The organism is Vibrio sp. Y20_XG_PY13 (assembly GCF_024181925.1).
In the GTDB taxonomy this organism is placed as follows: Bacteria; Pseudomonadota; Gammaproteobacteria; order Enterobacterales; family Vibrionaceae; genus Vibrio; species Vibrio parahaemolyticus.
The window spans coordinates 313,683-330,097 of sequence record NZ_JAMZAL010000003.1 but is presented as its reverse complement, the minus strand read 5'-3'; the positions used below and the strand labels follow the sequence as shown (position 1 = coordinate 330,097).

Genomic DNA, 16,415 nt, shown 5'->3' with positions numbered 1-16,415 from the left:
GGTTAACCTCTAACAATCACGTTAAGTTGAGTATGTTCGCTTGCGTATTGCATTGCGTTTTCTAGCAGTTCTGGATTATTTAATGGTTTGTCAGAACACTCGTAAGGCATATCGAGCAAACGGTATTTATTGATGCCGAGCGTGTGGTACGGCAGCAAGTGAAGTTCTTGACAGCTTTCTAAAGAAGCAGCGAAATCAATGATCGATTTGAGCTCATCAATGGTGTCATTGAAGCCCGGCACAACCGGCACGCGAATAACAATGCGTTTGGCAATTGGTGCCAATTTTCTAAAATTGTCTTTGATGCGTTTTAACGATCCCTTCGCCCAGCAGAGAAACTTTTCTTCGTCGGTGTGTTTAAGATCCGCTAACCAGCAATCAATATACGGCGCGACTTTTTCTACGTTTTTCCACGGAACATGCATGCACGACTCCACCGCCGTAGACACATGGTTTTGATGCAAACGTTCGGCAAGTTCTGCTACAAGATTTGGCTGCATCAGAGGCTCGCCACCAGAAAATGTCACGCCACCTTGGCTTTGATCGTAGAAAGGCTTGTCTTTCATCAACACTTCAAACAGGTCGTCCGATTTCGCCGCTTCTCCACATATGCTGAGCGCTTGTGTTGGACATACGTTTCGCAGCGCAATGATCTGCGCTTCGCTCATGGCTTTTCGATTGATGATGATTTGATCGTCAATGCGTCGGATACCATCGCTCGCCATGTCGCCGTTTACGGTTTGTTTATAAGCCGACACACAAAGCTGGCAGTCCGCTATACAACTGCGCTCATCAAACAGCAGAGAGTGCTTTTCACTGCGGCTTTCTGGGTTTTGGCACCAAGGACAGGACAAACTGCATCCCTTCAGAAACAGAATGGTGCGAATACCATCACCATCGTGGGTCGAGAACCTCTGAATATTGAAATACATTGCTGTCCGCCTCTTGGTTTGCTCTTCTACTTTTCACGCTTTTCTTTTTCTGAAAGCTTCATTTGATAATGAAACATTGCCACTTAACTTTCGTTTTGTGAAATTATTATAGTTTCAATTGAAATTACAATTGATCAAAATCAAGATCTCAGCGGATTGTCAGATCTATAGTGATCCCATCATCAAAACGAAGATTTTGTATAAGGTAGAACCCATGATCGAACTCTATTTAGATACTGCTGACGTGGCAGAAGTAAAACGCTTTAGCCAATGCCTACCTCTGAAAGGGGTAACCACAAATCCAAGTATTTTGGCGAAATCAAAACAAGGCTTGAACCAAACCTTAGCTGGCATGCAAGAAGCGTTAGGGGGCGCACCCCGTTTCCATGCTCAAGTGGTGAGCACAACTGTAGAAGGCATGGTGGAAGAAGCGCGCCAAATCCATGAATTACCTTATGATATGGTCGTCAAAGTGCCAGCAACCGAAACAGGCTTATCGGCAATTAAGTTAATGAAAAAAGAGGGAATTCAAGTGCTCGCCACTGCTATTTACTCTGCCCAGCAAGGTTTCCTTGCGGCATTGTGCGGCGCTGACTATCTTGCGCCTTATGTGAACCGTATTGATGCGATGAACGGAAACGGTGTAGAAGTGGTCGCAGACCTGCAATTGCTACTGGATCAAAACCAACTGCCTACAAAAATTTTGGCCGCGAGTTTTAAGAATACCCAACAAGCGATGGAAGTGATGAAGTTAGGCATTGAAGCGATTACCTTGCCTGTCGATGTGGCCGCGCAGATGTTTTCTCACCCAGCAGTTCAGTCGGCTGTCGATCAATTTGATAAAGACTGGAAGTCCGCGTTTGGCAACAAACTTTCATTTGAAAGTTAAGCATAAAATTATCGAAAGTCCCGTTCCTCCTCGAACGAGGGGCTTTTGATATGGGAATCTCTGAGAAAAAGTAACATTCGCGCAGGCAACTGTTTATAGATGCGGCTTACGAAGAGATTCCCACCTCACTAATCTCGCCTCTACCTTCACGCAAAGTACTCTATTCGTAACATCACTACTGACGAACAACGCTCGTTCCACAAGCAAAAAATTTTTGCTTCAAGCCGACAAACTCACAATCTCAACGCATCAATAAGTCGGTAATTATTAATTTTATCTATTGGAAATGAACACTGTTCATTTATAATCAGCGAACCTAACGCAGTAACAAGGAATCCACTTCATGAAACGCATTGCGCTTCTCTTTGCCATGTTTGCATTACTTTCTGGTTGTAGCAGCATGTCGCCAGAACAATGCCAAACCGCAGATTGGTATCGCGTCGGCTACCAAGATGGCCGCTCAGGCAACAACCCAAACATTTTGTACGAATATATTAAAGACTGTCGCGAAGCAGGCGTAACGCCAAATCACGTTGAGTGGCAAGACGGTTTTGATAAAGGCACTATTCTTTACTGTTCGCCAGACAATGGTTACACGGTGGGTGTAGAAGGAAAAACCTACTATGGCGTTTGCTCTAACGATCTTTTCCTTAAAAACTATCAGTTAGGCCATCAAGAATATCAGCGTCAACAGCGCATTAACGCGTTAGATGCGGAGATATCACGCCTTGATCATCAATTGGATGCAAACTTAGATAAAGACAACGCGAAGCGTATTAGAGAGAGAAGAAAACAACTGGCGCGTGAGCGTGCATCACTCATCTCGCCAGGAGCTAATTACTACTTTAACTTTTAGTCGCGACGGGCTACAACGCTAGGGTCATAAAGCGGCTATTTGGATCAGGTTGATAGTCGCCAAACGGCTCGCAGTACGCGAAGCCATGTTTTTCATATAGGCGATGCGCGGGTTCAAAAAATGCCATCGACCCAGTTTCCAAACTTAAACGTTGTATCCCCTGATGTTTCGCTTGCTCAATCACGTGATTGAGTAAGCGGGATGCCACGCCCTGTTTTCTCGCCGACGGCGTCGTACGCATCGATTTCAACTCTGCGTGACCATCTTCTAGTTGGCTCATTGCCACACATCCCAATAGCTGCTCACCATCCCAGCCTGTCCAAAACGTGATTGAAGGCAGCTTCAACTTGCTTACATCTAACGCATGCACGCTCTCTGGTGGCGATGTAGCGTACATGTCCTGTAAATGCTCTTCCAACAACGCAAGCACCTGCGGCCGTTCTAAATTGTCAGTTTCAATTCTCATATTTCCATCCTTGGTGTTTTTACTATCCAAGTCACCTTAACTATATGTTTTAAAGTTAAATGTCCATCCAAACCTCAAAGATACCTAGGTTTGCACGAAACTAAGATGATTGAATAATAAAAAAGCCCCAACACAAACATCAGAAAAATCATGTGTTGGAGCTTCATTTGCATTTCTATGTAAGTCTATTCGTAAAGTGCTGGCGTACTTTGCAATTGCTCGCTAAATTTGAAAATATCATCAATCGAGTCGATTGGATGACGGGTTTCTGTTTTAGCTTCATCAAAGATGCCAATGTACTTTTGTTTGGTATTGAACCAAAGGCGACATAATGGCTTCCTATTGTTGTCATCAAGCAGGATACCAAAATAACTTTGCGTATCACGGGCACACACTCGCTGTACATCAACTTGTTGTCGCAATATCGCTTTAACGACATTAAAACCCTCGATCTCTTCATCTGTCGTTTGAACTTTGGGTTTATCTTGAACGGGTTCAACAGATTCTTCAAAGGTGTTAACGCCATCGTCTACCTTGATCGGTGCTTTATCATCTCCACCAATTGCAGATTTCAATCGAGCATTAATGCTGTCGTTCAAGAATTGTTTTAGAGCCTTAGTTGTAATATCCATGAACTGTGCTTTGACTTTTGCGGTTTGGACGCCATCGTACACTTTTGAAGTAAAGAATTTTACAAACTCCTCTTCAGGGTTCTGAAACTGTTCATGAAGTGCTTTTTTAATTTGATTGAGGTACTTGAGCTCACCGGCAGCATCAACTACGGACTCAACATCAAAAGAAGACTTGGTAAGCTTTTTCACTTCGGGAATTACGTGCTCATCAAGATTGGCAAGATCCAAAGTCAAAAACGGCTTTTCATCCATTTTATTTGGAGCGTCTAAGTCCGTAAAAAACTGATATTCAGATCCATTAGTTAAAATCGCAATACGTGCATTGGTTACTGAAAAATACCGAAACAATTGATTAGCATGTTTAGTGGCCAATGGCTCACCAAATTTTTTACACTCGATAAGAATTTGTACAACCCCATCTTTAATGAGCGCGTAATCTACTTTTTCTCCCTTCTTCGTAGCAATGTCAGCAGTAAACTCAGGGATAACCTCATTTGGATTAAAGACATCATAACCTAATACAGAGTGCAAAAATGGCATTACTAATGCGTTTTTTGTTGCTTCTTCTGTAGCTAAACTCGCTGATACTTGGGGAATTTTTTTGGAAAGAGCTTGAACTCGTTCTATAAAATCCATAAGACACTCCATCATATTGTTCATTTAAACACTTAAAGTATATATGACACTGGTATCTTAAAATGTTGTGTAGTTAAAAGTTTGAATGCCATATGCAAACACTCACCTAACAGCGAACTTAAATCGGTTGTCTCATAATGTGCTGCGGTCCAACGGGGCCGCCGTGGTAAAGCTCATTGGTATCTTCAAACCCTGATTTTAAATAGCACTGATAAGCAGGTATGTTGCGGCAATTCACGGTGAGATAAAGCGCCTCAAACTCGGGATAATGGCGCTTGGCGAAATCGGCAAACTGTTGAATGGCTTGCTTGGCGATGCCTTTGCCTTGATGACGGTGATCCACCAGCAAAGCACGTACGCCTAAACTGTTTTTAGGGCAAAAATCGTATTTCTCGCTGTAAGCTGCATCAAATAGAAAAAAGCCAACCACGTCATCGTCTGCCAGAATCAGATGCGGAAGCTCTGTGGGTTCAAGACGTGTAAGCATTTCACCCACATCCGCGACCGTAAACTGCGATTGCTCTTCTAGCACGCTAAGTTCGCAAGTTTGTTCATGTCGCTCAGGCGAATACTTTTCAATGGTAATCATAATCTTCCTTGTTGTTTTTATGCTCAATTCATACAGGGTATGTCGTAAATAGAAATACCTAGTGTCGTATTTCCCACTCGCAGGCAAACGTTTAGCACTCTATTATCCTCGCCATTCGATAGAGAGGTTTCCATGTCCCGTTTTTTACTTTGTAGTTTTGCACTCGTTTTACTCTACCCTACTGCCATTGATTTGTATCTTGTTGGTTTGCCTCAAATTGCGTCAGATCTCAACGCCAGTGAATCACAGTTGCATATTGCGTTTTCGATCTATTTAGCTGGCATGGCTACCACCATGTTATTCGCGGGAAAAATTGCAGACTCTGTGGGACGAAAGCCTGTTGCCGTCGTCGGCGCGATGATCTTCGTGCTCGCGTCTTTTCTCGGCGGGATGGCTGAGCAACCAAACGCTTTCTTGATTGCTCGCTTTTGCCAAGGCATCGGGGCTGGATCTTGCTATGTCGTCGCGTTCGCGATTTTACGCGACACGTTAGACGATGAACGCCGCGCGAAAGTATTGTCGATGCTCAATGGCATCACCTGTATCATTCCAGTAATCGCACCCGTGATTGGTCACTTGATTATGCTGAAATTTCCTTGGCCGAGTTTGTTTACCACAATGGCAGGAATGGGCATTCTCGTCAGTGTATTGGCCATTTTTGTTCTTAAGGAATCACTACCCAGCCAACAAGGTGAAGAGCAGACAGCGCCAGAGAGCCATCAAGAGACTTTCTTCGAGCGATTTTTTATCAGTAGGCTGATCATTACTGCACTTGGAGTGACCACCATTCTGACCTTTGTTAACGCTTCACCAATTGTCGTGATGAGCATGCTTGGTTTTGATCGCGGTGGCTATTCTTCCATCATGGCAGGGACTGCGACGATCAGTATGTTGATTTCGTTCTCGGCGCCATTGGCATTGGGGATTTTTAAGCAGCGAACCTTAATGATGACCTCTCAAGTATTACTCGCTTGTGCAGCCATCGTGCTCAGTGCTGCCCATTTCCATGATGGACAATCTCATTACTATGTGTTCGGACTTGGGCTGATTTGCGCTGGCTTCGCTTGTGGCTTTGGCGTGGCCATGAGCCAAGCGCTCAGCCCATTCTCTCAACAAGCTGGCGTGGCGAGCTCACTACTGGGCATTGCTCAAGTTTGTAGTTCAGCGTTCTATATTTGGTTTATGGGTTTCATCGGCGTTAGTGCACTGAATATGTTGGTGTTTATCTTAGTGTTAGGTAGCGTAATCAGCCTTGCTCTAATACTATTGATTCCAAAGCCTGTTCACGATACCCATTATGAAGAAATCCCTAGCGCGACTTGATTTAAACTTACTGTTCACTCTGCAATTGTTGCTGCAAGAGCAAAGCGTCTCGAAAGCCTCGAAAAAGCTGAACATTACGCCCTCTACCGTAAGTAAGTCGCTCAACAAACTTCGTCATTGGTTCGATGATCCTTTGTTTGTCAAAACACCTAAAGGTCTTGCGCCAACGCCTTTGGCGCAAAGCATGGAGCAAGATCTAGCAGAATGGCTGCAAATTGGCAGCCAGATTGCAGAAAAACGCAGCGATATTACGCCTAAAGGAGTGCGTTTTGATATCACGATTGAGTCGCCATTAGTGCTCACGGTGCTGGACAGACTCATCGTCGCTATCCACCAGCGATACCCTGAAGCGAAAGTAAAAACCAGTAACTGGGATTACGATTCACTCGACGCCATCATTCGAGGCGAGGCGGATATCGGTTTTACCGGCCGAGAAAGTCACCCGAGATCGAAAGAATCGTTGGATCTTCTGCCGTATTTCTTAGATTTTGAGATTCTATTTTATGACCTGCCGATGGTGTATTTACATAAAGATCATCCGGCATTACAGCAAGAGTGGAATCTCGAGACCTTTCTGAGCTACCAACACATCAATATTGTTTGGGAAAAAAGTGAAACTTGGGCGTTGGATGAAGTGTTAACGGAGCTAGGGCGACAACGCTCTATCGGGCTGACGATGTCCAACTTTGAGCAATCCCTTTTTATGGCTGCGCAGCCGACGCATGGCATGATCACCACCGCGCCGCACTATTGCAAAAGCTACACAGAAAAGCTGCATCTCGATTTGGTGGGCTTGCCAATTCCGTTAGACCAAACTCAACAAGACAAGTTACTGATTCCATTTACCATGATTTGGCATAAACGCAATGCGTACAATCCCAAATTGCTGTGGTTGAAAAACACCATCAAGTCATTGTACGAACAACCATCCCTACCACAGTAACACTCAGGCTAAGTTCAGGTTTTCTCTGGTGATTTTTGCTGATTTTCTCGCTCTGACAGCTATAACTAATCACTTTATCAACTAATGAAAAAGGTCGTTTGACGCTACACTCTATCCATATTTCTGCGTTAAGGGCCAAGGATGTCGACCTTTTTACTCACTGCTATTACGATGCTGGCGTTCGCCGCCAATTCATTATTGTGCCGACTTGCATTGGCCGAAGGGTTGATTGATGCAGGAAGCTTCACTCTCGTCCGATTGATATCTGGCGCGATTACCTTAATCGCATTGCTTGTCGTGAGAGGTCAGTGGAAAACCGATCGGCCAACTTCTCGCTTTCGCTTTTTTGCTGGCGTGGCGTTATTTGGTTACGCTGCCCTTTTCTCTTTCGCGTACTTACAACTGGCGACAGGAACCGGTGCTTTGCTTTTGTTTGGTGCCGTGCAACTGACGTTACTGGTCATCTATTGGTGGCAAGGTGAGCGCTTTCAGTTTCTCGAAATCATCGGTATCGGCCTTTCGATTGTTGGCTTTGTTTGGTTAATGTTGCCATCTGCCACGCGCCCCGATATCAGTTCTGCACTTCTCATGTTGATTTCTGGCGTTTGTTGGGCTGCGTTTACTGCGCTCGGCAAACAAGCGCCTTCTCCAAGTAGTGGCATCACATGGGGGTTTATCGCTGCATCTATAATTGGCACACTCCTATCACCGTTGATGCTGTCCTCAATCCATCTCTCTCTAGGCGGAATCTTGCTCGCTATCACGTCTGGCGCCATTGCATCTGGCCTTGGTTATACGCTTTGGTATCAAGTAATGCGTAAGCTCTCTTTACTTCAAGCCGCCGTCAGCCAACTTTCCGTGCCAGCCATTGCTTTACTGTTAGGTACCGTCGTACTCCACGAGTCTCTTTCACTGCATACACTTTTAACCAGTGGCATCATTCTTGGTGGTATCGCTTTGGTTTTTTTATCTCGATCCAAAAAAACAAGCGAACAATCGGCAAGCCGATAAAAAATAATAACTTTCCCTCTCAAATACCCATTCATCATCTATGCTTTTTAAAGCAGCAAAGCTCATTGCAGATGGTACGAGCGGCCTGCTTTAGTATCAGGCGAAGGATATAAGGTGAGAATTGGCTCACACAACACGACGATTTTGTTTCAAAAGTGAGAATTGTCACAGATCGCGATTTTGCTCGTTTTAGGCGTTTCGTCAATAACGCCAAGGGCTAGCACGAGATCGAGCCAAATACGCACTTTGTGTTTTGACAAAGGGTTTACAAAGCACACTTTTTCACCCGCTATATTCCGCCCCCCGAATTTATTCAGAACAAGATTCTGATTATTCACATAAGAAATTCATCAACTTATAACGATAAGCCTGAGCAAACTTTGACACTATGAACGACAAAATAAAATTCGCTATTAAAGTATCGCTTAGCCTGACTCTGGCTTATCTGATCCCGTTTGCCATGGGTTGGCCGCAAGCATCGACGGCCGCAACCACAGTGATGCTGATTGCATCCACAGGCAGTCGTCGTGAATCCCTCGCCAAAGGTACCTTACGCGTGTTCGGTACATTGGTTGGCGCCGTCGTTGGCTTGTTACTGGTGGGATTGTTTGCTCAAGACCGCTTGCTGTACATGCTGAGCGTGTCGGTTGTGGTCTCTTTCATTTTTTACTTCCGTAATGCCTATCAAAAAGATCCAACGCTACTCATGCTGACCGGTGTGATGACGCTGATGATGTCCAATGGCGGTGACGCAGAAGGTGCGTTTCTTTATGGCGTTGACCGCGCTTATATGACGGTGTTTGGGGTGGTGGTTTACACACTCGTGGGGACTTTCTTATTCCCGACCAAAACAGAACAAAACCTAAGACAGCTCATCGAACAACTCAACCAAGCACAACGCGCGTTGTTCACCGCTATCTTGCAAAATTTCGAGCAAAAATCGGCAGGGCAAGTCTCTCTTCAAGAAGAGGGAGAAGAAAATCCAGAAGCTGAAGAGCCACAACCTAACGTGGATTCTCTTATCGAACAGATGTTTGCCGCCCAAAACGCGCTCGAACAGCGTTTTGCCACAGTCAGTGTGGAATGCAGCGACGTGTCGGCCTACATGAAAGAGTGGCGCTTGGCGGTTCATTTGAACAAGCAAGTAACGCAACAATTGACCGTCGCGGCACACAGCCACTTTAGCCACCAGCAAGACCGTGAAAGCATCAGCAACTTTGATCAAGCCGTTGCGGAAATTGACGCGCTATTTGATACCTGCCAACAAGTCTGGGACGAAAAAGAGCCCGCTTTTCGTGCTCAAGAGTTCAAAGTCGAATACAACCAGGCGTTGCTTGAAGACGCAGCGCACCTAGAGAAAGGCTCTGCGCTTATGCTGGGGCACCTCTTGGGGCTCATGCATCAAAACTTGTCGCGTTTAGCGGAGAGCATTAGCTGCATTGACTCTGTGACGAACAATGTCTCCTTTGACGTGCCGCTGCCGAAACCGAAAGGCAAGTTTTTATGGTGGGACGCAGAAAACTTTAAAACCGCGGTCAAAACCTTTGTCACTTATTGGGTTGCTGGACTGATTTGGATTTATTTCAATCCGCCAGGCGGCTATTCGTTCGTGGTCTTCTCGACCATGTTTATGTCTTTGCTGTCGTTCGTGCCTGTGCACCCGATTTTGTTGCTTGTGCTGTTCACTTTCGGCTTCTTGTTCGCGGTGCCTTCTTACGTCTTCATTCTTCCGCAATTGGATCTCGGGTTAGAACTTGGCCTGTTCATCTTTATCTACACCTTTATCGGCTTTTATCTGTTTAACGGGCCAGTGACGATTTTCTACATGGTGGGCTTGTTTGTGCTCGGTTTAGATAACAACATGTTCTATCACTTCGGGATCCTCATGACGATCATGCTGCTGTTCTACATGGTGGTGTTCATGATCATTTTCGCGCACTACTTCCCGTTTAGCTCACGACCAGAACACCTCTTTTTGACCATAAAAGAGCGCTACTTTAGGCACACTCGGGATCTGTTTGACTCCTATCAGAAGCAGTCCAGCTCGATTATCACGCAGCTCAAACGGGCCTTGCACTTGGTGACGCTCAACGTTTCATCGAAAAAGCTCAAGGTGTGGGGTTCGAAAATCAACCACAAACACTTTGACAAAACCACACCAGAAGCGATTGGCGCGTTTAGCAAAGCGTGTGATGTACTCAGTAATCACATCAACATCTTAATGGCCGCCGAGAAAAAGTTGATGACCAATCCGCTGATTACTCAGCTTCGCCAACAACACCGCGATTCCATCATTCCTTTGATGGCGGGCGCTTTAGCCAGCCACCAAGCAACACAAGAACTCGACTCCGTATTCGACCAATACAGTCAGGATTACCAAACATTCGAAGATAAACTGGAAGATTTTTTTAGTGAGTTGGATTTATCTGACTACGCTTATTCCGAGATAGCCGGTTTTTATATCTTGCTGAATTTAAAACGGAACGTGTTCGAAGCAATCAAGCATTGCAAGCAAACCTACGAGGATATCGATTGGGTGAACTTACAACAGAAGCGGTTTTAAAGGTGGGGATATGATGCTTCCAAAACTAACCAAACCAAGCCTCGCCATACTTTCCCTGCTCGGGCTCAGTGCGTGTACCACTGTGGGGCCAGACTATTTCCACCCACCGCAATCGCCATTGCCAAGCGATTGGTCGGTGGAAAAAGCAGCCAAAGATACCCAGCAATCCGAGCAACAATTACAACAGTGGTGGCAGCAGTTTAACGACCCGACGCTCAATCGATTAGTCGAGTTGGCGAATGAGCAAAACCTAGACATAGAAGCCGCGGGGCTGCGCATTGTTCAAGCGCGTTCATTACTTGGCATTTCGACCGGCTTGCAATACCCGCAAGTTCAAACCGTGTCAGGAAATCTAGCGCGTGCCTACGTGAATGATCAGGGTGTAAACAACGCCGCTCTGTCGTTTGATGCTGCGTGGGAAATGGATATTTGGGGCAAATACGCTCGAGGAATCGAATCTGCAGAAGCTGGTTATTACGCATCCATCGCGTCGTATCACGACATCATGGTCACCATCACCGCCGAAGTAGCGCGCAATTACATCAACTATCGCACATTCCAAGAACGTATTTTGCTGTCTCGCCGCAATATCGAAATTCAAGAACGCGTTGTGCACATCACCCAAGTTCAGTTTGATTCCGGCAACGTAACAGAGCTAGACGTACAGCAAGCGAAAAACCAGCTTTACACCACAAAAGCCGCGCAACCAAGCCTAGAAGTCGCGATGAAGCAATCGCGCACGGCACTGGCTTTGTTACTGGGCGTATTGCCTGAAGAAGTAGAGAAATTGCTGCAATCGGACGGTTTGACGCAGCAAATTGCTGACTATGAAGCGCAGTTCAAATCGACAGGCAGAAAATCGGCTCTATCGGGCACCGACGAGCACTCCATTGTACCTCGTCCACCGCTTTTAGATACGCAAGTGGACGCGAACTTAGTGATGCGACGTCCGGACTTGCAAGTCTCTGAGATGCAAGCTCGCGCGCAAAGTGCGCAGATTGGCGTGGCGGAAACGGCTCTGTACCCAAGCTTTTCGTTGTTCGGTTCCATCGGTATCGACAGTACGGTTCCCGATGGCAGCAGTTTCAGTTTTAGCGATTCGCTCACCATGGTGGTTGGCCCAACGTTCAGTTGGAACATTTTCCAATACGGACGCGTGAAAAATAACATTCGTTTCGAAGATGCTCGTTTCCAAGAAACGCTGACCAACTACAACAAAAAAGTGCTGCAAGCCGTGAACGAAGTGACCAATGCGATCGAAGCGTATGACCTGTATTTGCAGCAAAAAGATTTACGTTTGCAATCGGTCAACTCTTCCATTCGTGCGTTCAACATCTCCATGACGCAGTACGAAAATGGCCAAATTTCTTTCGAGCGACTGCTCAACTCAGTCGAAAAAATGACGCGCGCGGAAGACAGTTACGCGCAAATTAAAGGCAATGTCGCGAACCAAGTGATCGCGCTGTACAAAGCGTTGGGCGGCGGCTGGCAGGCACAAACGGGGAAACCATTCCTTGAAGAATCCATCGCCAAGCAGATGCAAGATCGTACCGATTGGGACGGTTATCTGGATGAAGAAAACCGTACGTTGCCACCTTTGCCTATCGAAACACCGACGGAAAACAGCGATAAGAACAAAACGGAGGATCTCTAATGCCTCATGAACTCTCTTGGGGAGACATTTACTTTTCTCCCACGCTACTGGTGCTCTTTCTCGCCGTCACGGCAACGTGGATAACGGTGATGATATTGAACAAGACACGTTTGTCTCGCTTCATCGCTTTTCCGTCTCTGACGTTTATTGCCATCATGGTTGGTTATGTGGTGGCCATCGACAGCTTTTATATTCAATTTTAGGTGCCAAACAAGATGAAAAAACTATTCGTAATCGCACTCAATCTTGTCATTCTTGGTGGCGCAGCTTGGCTCGGCTATCAAAAATTTGAAGAGTATTTTAATAACCCATGGACACGCGATGGCCAAGTACGCGCGAACGTCATCAAGGTCGCACCGCGAGTGTCTGGCCCAATTGTGAATGTTTCGGTGCAAGACAACCAAGAAGTGAAAACGGGCGATTTACTGTTTGAAATCGACCCAACTACTTACGAAGTCGCACTATCTCAAGCCGAAGTGGCGTTGGAAAAATCCATCGTGAGCTCTCGCGGTAAAAAAATCGAATACGATCGCCTTAAAGACATTCGCGCGAAAGACCGCGGCGCTGTTTCTCACAAGGATCTGATTCGTCGTGAAATCGCTTACGAGGAATCGCTACTGCAAATCAAATCTGCAGAAGAGCAATTAAAGTCAGCGCGCCTTAACCTCAGTTTCACCAAAGTTTATGCGACCGTCGATGGTTTTGTGTCTAACCTCGATATTCGAAACGGTACACAAGCGGTCGCAAACCAACCGCTGCTCGCACTGATCGACAAAAACAGTTTCTGGGTATTTGGCTTCTTCCGCGAAAACCAACTCGCGCAAATCGAACCGGGTAGCCGAGCTCGTGTCACCTTGATGTCTCACCCAGACACGCCTATCGACGCGACCGTTGACTCTATCGGTTGGGGTATTGCGCCGAAAGACGGCACGGTCGGTTACAACCTTCTGCCAAACGTGAACCCTGTTTTTCAGTGGATTCGCTTAGCACAACGTATTCCGGTACGAATCTCCATCCAAGAGCTTCCTGAAGATGTTGATCTTCGATTCGGGCTTTCTGCGTCCATTATGGTGATGAAAGATTCATCAGCAGAAAATGAACAGTAACTAAGTGAGAAGAACCATGGTCATTGGTAAAAAACTCAAAAACATTAATGAAGAAAACAACTTCTTCTATCTAACCTTAGCGCTGGTGATTTTGTTGCTAGGGAGTGCGATGGCACAAGTGGTGGGCGAAGGGACGATTGAACACATACTGCAGGCGTTCACAGTTCTCACGTTCATTGTCTGTTTTGCCAGCCTTCGCTTTGACAAAACGTGGTCTCGATTCCTCTATACCCTGTTTGGTGTTTGGGTACTAGTGATTGTGATCAAGACCGTTTTTAACATCCGCGAGATGAATGTGGTGATGCTTGCCCTCACCTTCGCGTTCTTTTTCGGCACTTTTAAATCCATCGCAAGACAGATTCTTTTCACTGGCCACGTCAACAGCAACAAAGTGATTGGCTCGGTCGCGCTTTTCTTGCTGCTTGGTCTGATGTGGGCGATTGCCTACCTCATTCTGCTTGAGTTCTCGCCTGAAGCCTTTACCGGTATGGAAGCGATTTCTTGGGGGCAGAACTTCTCCAATGCGGCGTATTTCAGTTTCGTCACCTTAACCACGCTCGGTTATGGCGACATCAGCCCTCTAACGCCACTGGCTCAAGTCGTGGTGTATTTAGAGGCCATTACAGGTGTGTTTTATATGGCGATTGTTGTTTCAAGTCTCGTCAGTTCCAACATTGATCATCAGGTAAACAAAAATGGATAAACAATCGGAAAGAAATGAAAGTAAGCTTTTCATCAGTAACATGGTGGAATCAGCGATACGTATTGGCTTGATCTTCGTATTGCTGATGTTTACGTACGACATCATCAGGCCTTTCATCCTTCCAGTGATTTGGGGTGCCATCATCGCGGTAGCGCTACTACCACTGACCAAAAAACTGCAACGCGCTTACGGCGGTAGACGCGGCTTGGCTGCCACGACAATCGCACTGCTGGGTATCGCCCTGCTGGTAACGCCACTAGTGATGGTGTCGGGCTCTATCGTGGATGGTGCAACACACGCGTTGGACGTACTGCAAAATGGTCAGGTGAAAATCCCTGGACCTAAAGCTTCAGTTGCTGATTGGCCTCTTGTGGGTGACAAACTTTATGAAGTATGGACGCTCTTTGCGACTAACTTAGAGCAAGCAATACAAACCTTTATGCCACAAATCAAGTCAGCATTAACCTCTTTGCTTGGCATGGTTGGCGGCGTGTTAGGTAGCTTGTTGCTGTCTATCTTGTCACTGGCTATCGCTGCTGGCTTTATGACGTATTCAGAATCGTTGGCATCGGGCCTGCAAACTATCGCGATCCGTACCGCTGGCGAAAACGCGAAAAGCTGGACAACGCTTATCGCCGCGACCATTAAAAGCGTGCTGCTGGGCGTAGTTGGTGTGGCTGCGATTCAAGCGCTATTGATCGGTGCTGGCTTCTTTGTGTTTGGCGTTCCTGCTGCTGGTTTGCTCACTCTGATTCTGATGATTTTATGTATCGCTCAGCTTCCTGCGCTGCTTGCCGTATTGCCAGTGATTGGCTACATGTACATGACGCAAGACAGCACAACCGCGACCATGTTTACCGTGTGGGCGGTTGTCGGTGCGCTGTCTGAGAACTTACTAAAACCAATGTTTATGGGCCGTGGTGTAGACGTACCAATGCCAGTGATTCTGCTTGGGGCCATCGGCGGTATGCTTTTCTACGGTATCGTTGGCCTGTTCTTAGGTGCGGTTATTCTGGCGATTTGGTATGAGTTGTTCGTTTGGTGGTTGAGCATCGAGAAAGCACAACAGCAAGAAGAAATGGCTGAACTCAAAGAAGAAGAGGAACAAACAGAATCTGGACATGGTGCCGGCATTTAAATTACCAAGGTAATGCCTTCTCTTTGACCGAATAAAACAAACCGTTGCCCTGCAGCGGTTTGTTTCTATTTAACCTTAGCTCACAGTTTCATCGCAACGGATGAGATAAAAATGACGTTCTTGTTAAATTTTCATACTTCTTACACTTGAGAGTTGCAATCAAGCACCTAACGATGCAATCTCGTTGATCGCTATACCCAAAGAATTCCAAGATCCCCCTACATTTGAGCGACCGATCTTGACGAATTGGGACAATTACAAAGCTTAGGATAAAAACAATGAAATTGATCAAGCCTTTAACTTGCGCGCTCGCTCTAGCAATGAGTGGCATGGCATTCGCAGACGTTACGGTTAGCGTTCCTGACGACGTTTCAGTATTGGCAGCAAACGGTGAAAAAGCGAAACTTTCTGGCGGCTTTTTTGCTTCTGAAAAAACATTGACGCTACCGGATGGCGTAAACCAAGTCGTTTTCCGCTACGCACCTTACTTCAACCAAGGTAATGACCGTCTAAGCGTAGAAAGTGACGCTATCGTGGCACGCTTCGATACTTCAAATGCAGAGTTGACGATTGAAGTTCCAAAATACCGCAACATGCGTGACGCGGAAGAAAACATCAAAGCTCTCGATTGGAAACTGGTTGATGGTTCAGGCAAAGCAGTCGCAGTTGACCAAGACAAACTGATCAAACCGGGTATGCAAATCGGCCGTGATTACGTGCGTGAAATCGAAGATTACAACCGCGCTGGCGGTACAGCAGCCGTCGCTTTTGCTGGCGCAGCGACCATGCAACCAGTCACGCTTCCTGCAAAGATTCCTGAAGACATGAAACAAGCGCGTGCAACCGCAGTGAAAGCAGATTCTACAGCAGAAGAAATGCTGCACTTCTGGTACCAAAAAGCAGATGCAGAAACAAAAGCACGCTTTAAAGCGTACATCAATCAGCAATAATCATTGATTGACTGACCTGATTTA

The 16,415-nt window shown here is 46.2% G+C and carries 16 protein-coding genes; 12 read left to right on the top strand and 4 right to left on the bottom strand.

Annotated features, from left to right (window positions below; genetic code table 11):
* Nucleotides 1-2 precede the first annotated feature (2 nt).
* On the bottom strand, nt 3-932 hold the full coding sequence (locus NL646_RS10425) for a glycyl-radical enzyme activating protein (protein ID WP_029828658.1): 930 nt from the start codon (nt 930-932) through the stop codon (nt 3-5).
* 214 nt (nt 933-1,146) lie between these two features.
* On the opposite strand from NL646_RS10425, the gene NL646_RS10420 reads away from it, so the two are divergent.
* Both NL646_RS10420 and NL646_RS10415 read left to right on the top strand, forming a co-directional pair.
* The gene (locus NL646_RS10420) at nt 1,147-1,821 is read left to right on the top strand and encodes a fructose-6-phosphate aldolase (RefSeq protein ID WP_253664193.1); all 675 of its coding nucleotides are present in this window, start codon (nt 1,147-1,149) and stop codon (nt 1,819-1,821) included.
* Nucleotides 1,822-2,164: 343 nt separating this feature from the next.
* Nucleotides 2,165-2,677, top strand: a complete 513-nt coding sequence (locus tag NL646_RS10415; protein WP_005484189.1) for a DUF2799 domain-containing protein — start codon at nt 2,165-2,167, stop codon at nt 2,675-2,677.
* A 10-nt stretch (nt 2,678-2,687) separates the two neighbouring features.
* Here the strand turns inward: NL646_RS10415 and NL646_RS10410 are convergent, their stop codons facing one another.
* From NL646_RS10410 to NL646_RS10400, 3 genes are all read right to left on the bottom strand, one after another.
* Nucleotides 2,688-3,143, bottom strand: a complete 456-nt coding sequence (locus NL646_RS10410) for a GNAT family N-acetyltransferase (protein WP_021450545.1) — start codon at nt 3,141-3,143, stop codon at nt 2,688-2,690.
* 185 nt (nt 3,144-3,328) lie between these two features.
* Complete coding sequence (locus tag NL646_RS10405; protein WP_253664192.1) at nt 3,329-4,411, bottom strand: type I restriction endonuclease; 1,083 nt, start codon at nt 4,409-4,411, stop codon at nt 3,329-3,331.
* Between the two features lie 118 nt (nt 4,412-4,529).
* Entirely contained in the window at nt 4,530-5,000 is a 471-nt protein-coding gene (locus tag NL646_RS10400) for a GNAT family N-acetyltransferase (RefSeq protein ID WP_025515284.1), read from the bottom strand.
* Nucleotides 5,001-5,132: 132 nt separating this feature from the next.
* On the opposite strand from NL646_RS10400, the gene NL646_RS10395 reads away from it, so the two are divergent.
* The 10 genes from NL646_RS10395 (at nt 5,133) to NL646_RS10350 (ending at nt 16,391) form a co-directional block, all read left to right on the top strand.
* Nucleotides 5,133-6,323 (top strand): MFS transporter, encoded by a 1,191-nt coding sequence (locus tag NL646_RS10395; RefSeq protein WP_005484197.1) that lies wholly within the window; start codon nt 5,133-5,135, stop codon nt 6,321-6,323.
* Nucleotides 6,298-7,266: an HTH-type transcriptional regulator YidZ gene (yidZ, locus tag NL646_RS10390; RefSeq protein WP_253664191.1), complete on the top strand. Its 969-nt coding sequence runs from the start codon at nt 6,298-6,300 to the stop codon at nt 7,264-7,266. The genes NL646_RS10395 and yidZ overlap by 26 nt, the downstream gene beginning before the upstream one ends.
* A 141-nt stretch (nt 7,267-7,407) precedes the next feature.
* A complete protein-coding gene (locus NL646_RS10385; protein WP_253664190.1) occupies nt 7,408-8,277 on the top strand; it encodes a DMT family transporter in 870 nt (289 codons plus the stop codon).
* A 388-nt stretch (nt 8,278-8,665) separates the two neighbouring features.
* On the top strand, nt 8,666-10,840 hold the full coding sequence (locus tag NL646_RS10380) for an FUSC family protein (protein ID WP_253664189.1): 2,175 nt from the start codon (nt 8,666-8,668) through the stop codon (nt 10,838-10,840).
* Between the two features lie 10 nt (nt 10,841-10,850).
* Nucleotides 10,851-12,494: a TolC family protein gene (locus NL646_RS10375; protein WP_253664188.1), complete on the top strand. Its 1,644-nt coding sequence runs from the start codon at nt 10,851-10,853 to the stop codon at nt 12,492-12,494.
* Nucleotides 12,494-12,697 (top strand): DUF1656 domain-containing protein, encoded by a 204-nt coding sequence (locus NL646_RS10370; RefSeq protein WP_005462724.1) that lies wholly within the window; start codon nt 12,494-12,496, stop codon nt 12,695-12,697. Before NL646_RS10375 ends, NL646_RS10370 begins: the two co-directional genes overlap by 1 nt.
* 12 nt (nt 12,698-12,709) lie before the next feature.
* Nucleotides 12,710-13,600, top strand: a complete 891-nt coding sequence (locus NL646_RS10365) for an HlyD family secretion protein (protein ID WP_005480130.1) — start codon at nt 12,710-12,712, stop codon at nt 13,598-13,600.
* Between the two features lie 16 nt (nt 13,601-13,616).
* Nucleotides 13,617-14,303: a potassium channel family protein gene (locus NL646_RS10360; RefSeq protein WP_005462716.1), complete on the top strand. Its 687-nt coding sequence runs from the start codon at nt 13,617-13,619 to the stop codon at nt 14,301-14,303.
* Nucleotides 14,296-15,441, top strand: a complete 1,146-nt coding sequence (locus NL646_RS10355) for an AI-2E family transporter (RefSeq protein WP_005484213.1) — start codon at nt 14,296-14,298, stop codon at nt 15,439-15,441. Before NL646_RS10360 ends, NL646_RS10355 begins: the two co-directional genes overlap by 8 nt.
* A gap of 278 nt (nt 15,442-15,719) precedes the next feature.
* On the top strand, nt 15,720-16,391 hold the full coding sequence (locus NL646_RS10350) for a DUF2057 domain-containing protein (protein ID WP_029841644.1): 672 nt from the start codon (nt 15,720-15,722) through the stop codon (nt 16,389-16,391).
* Nucleotides 16,392-16,415 lie beyond the last annotated feature (24 nt).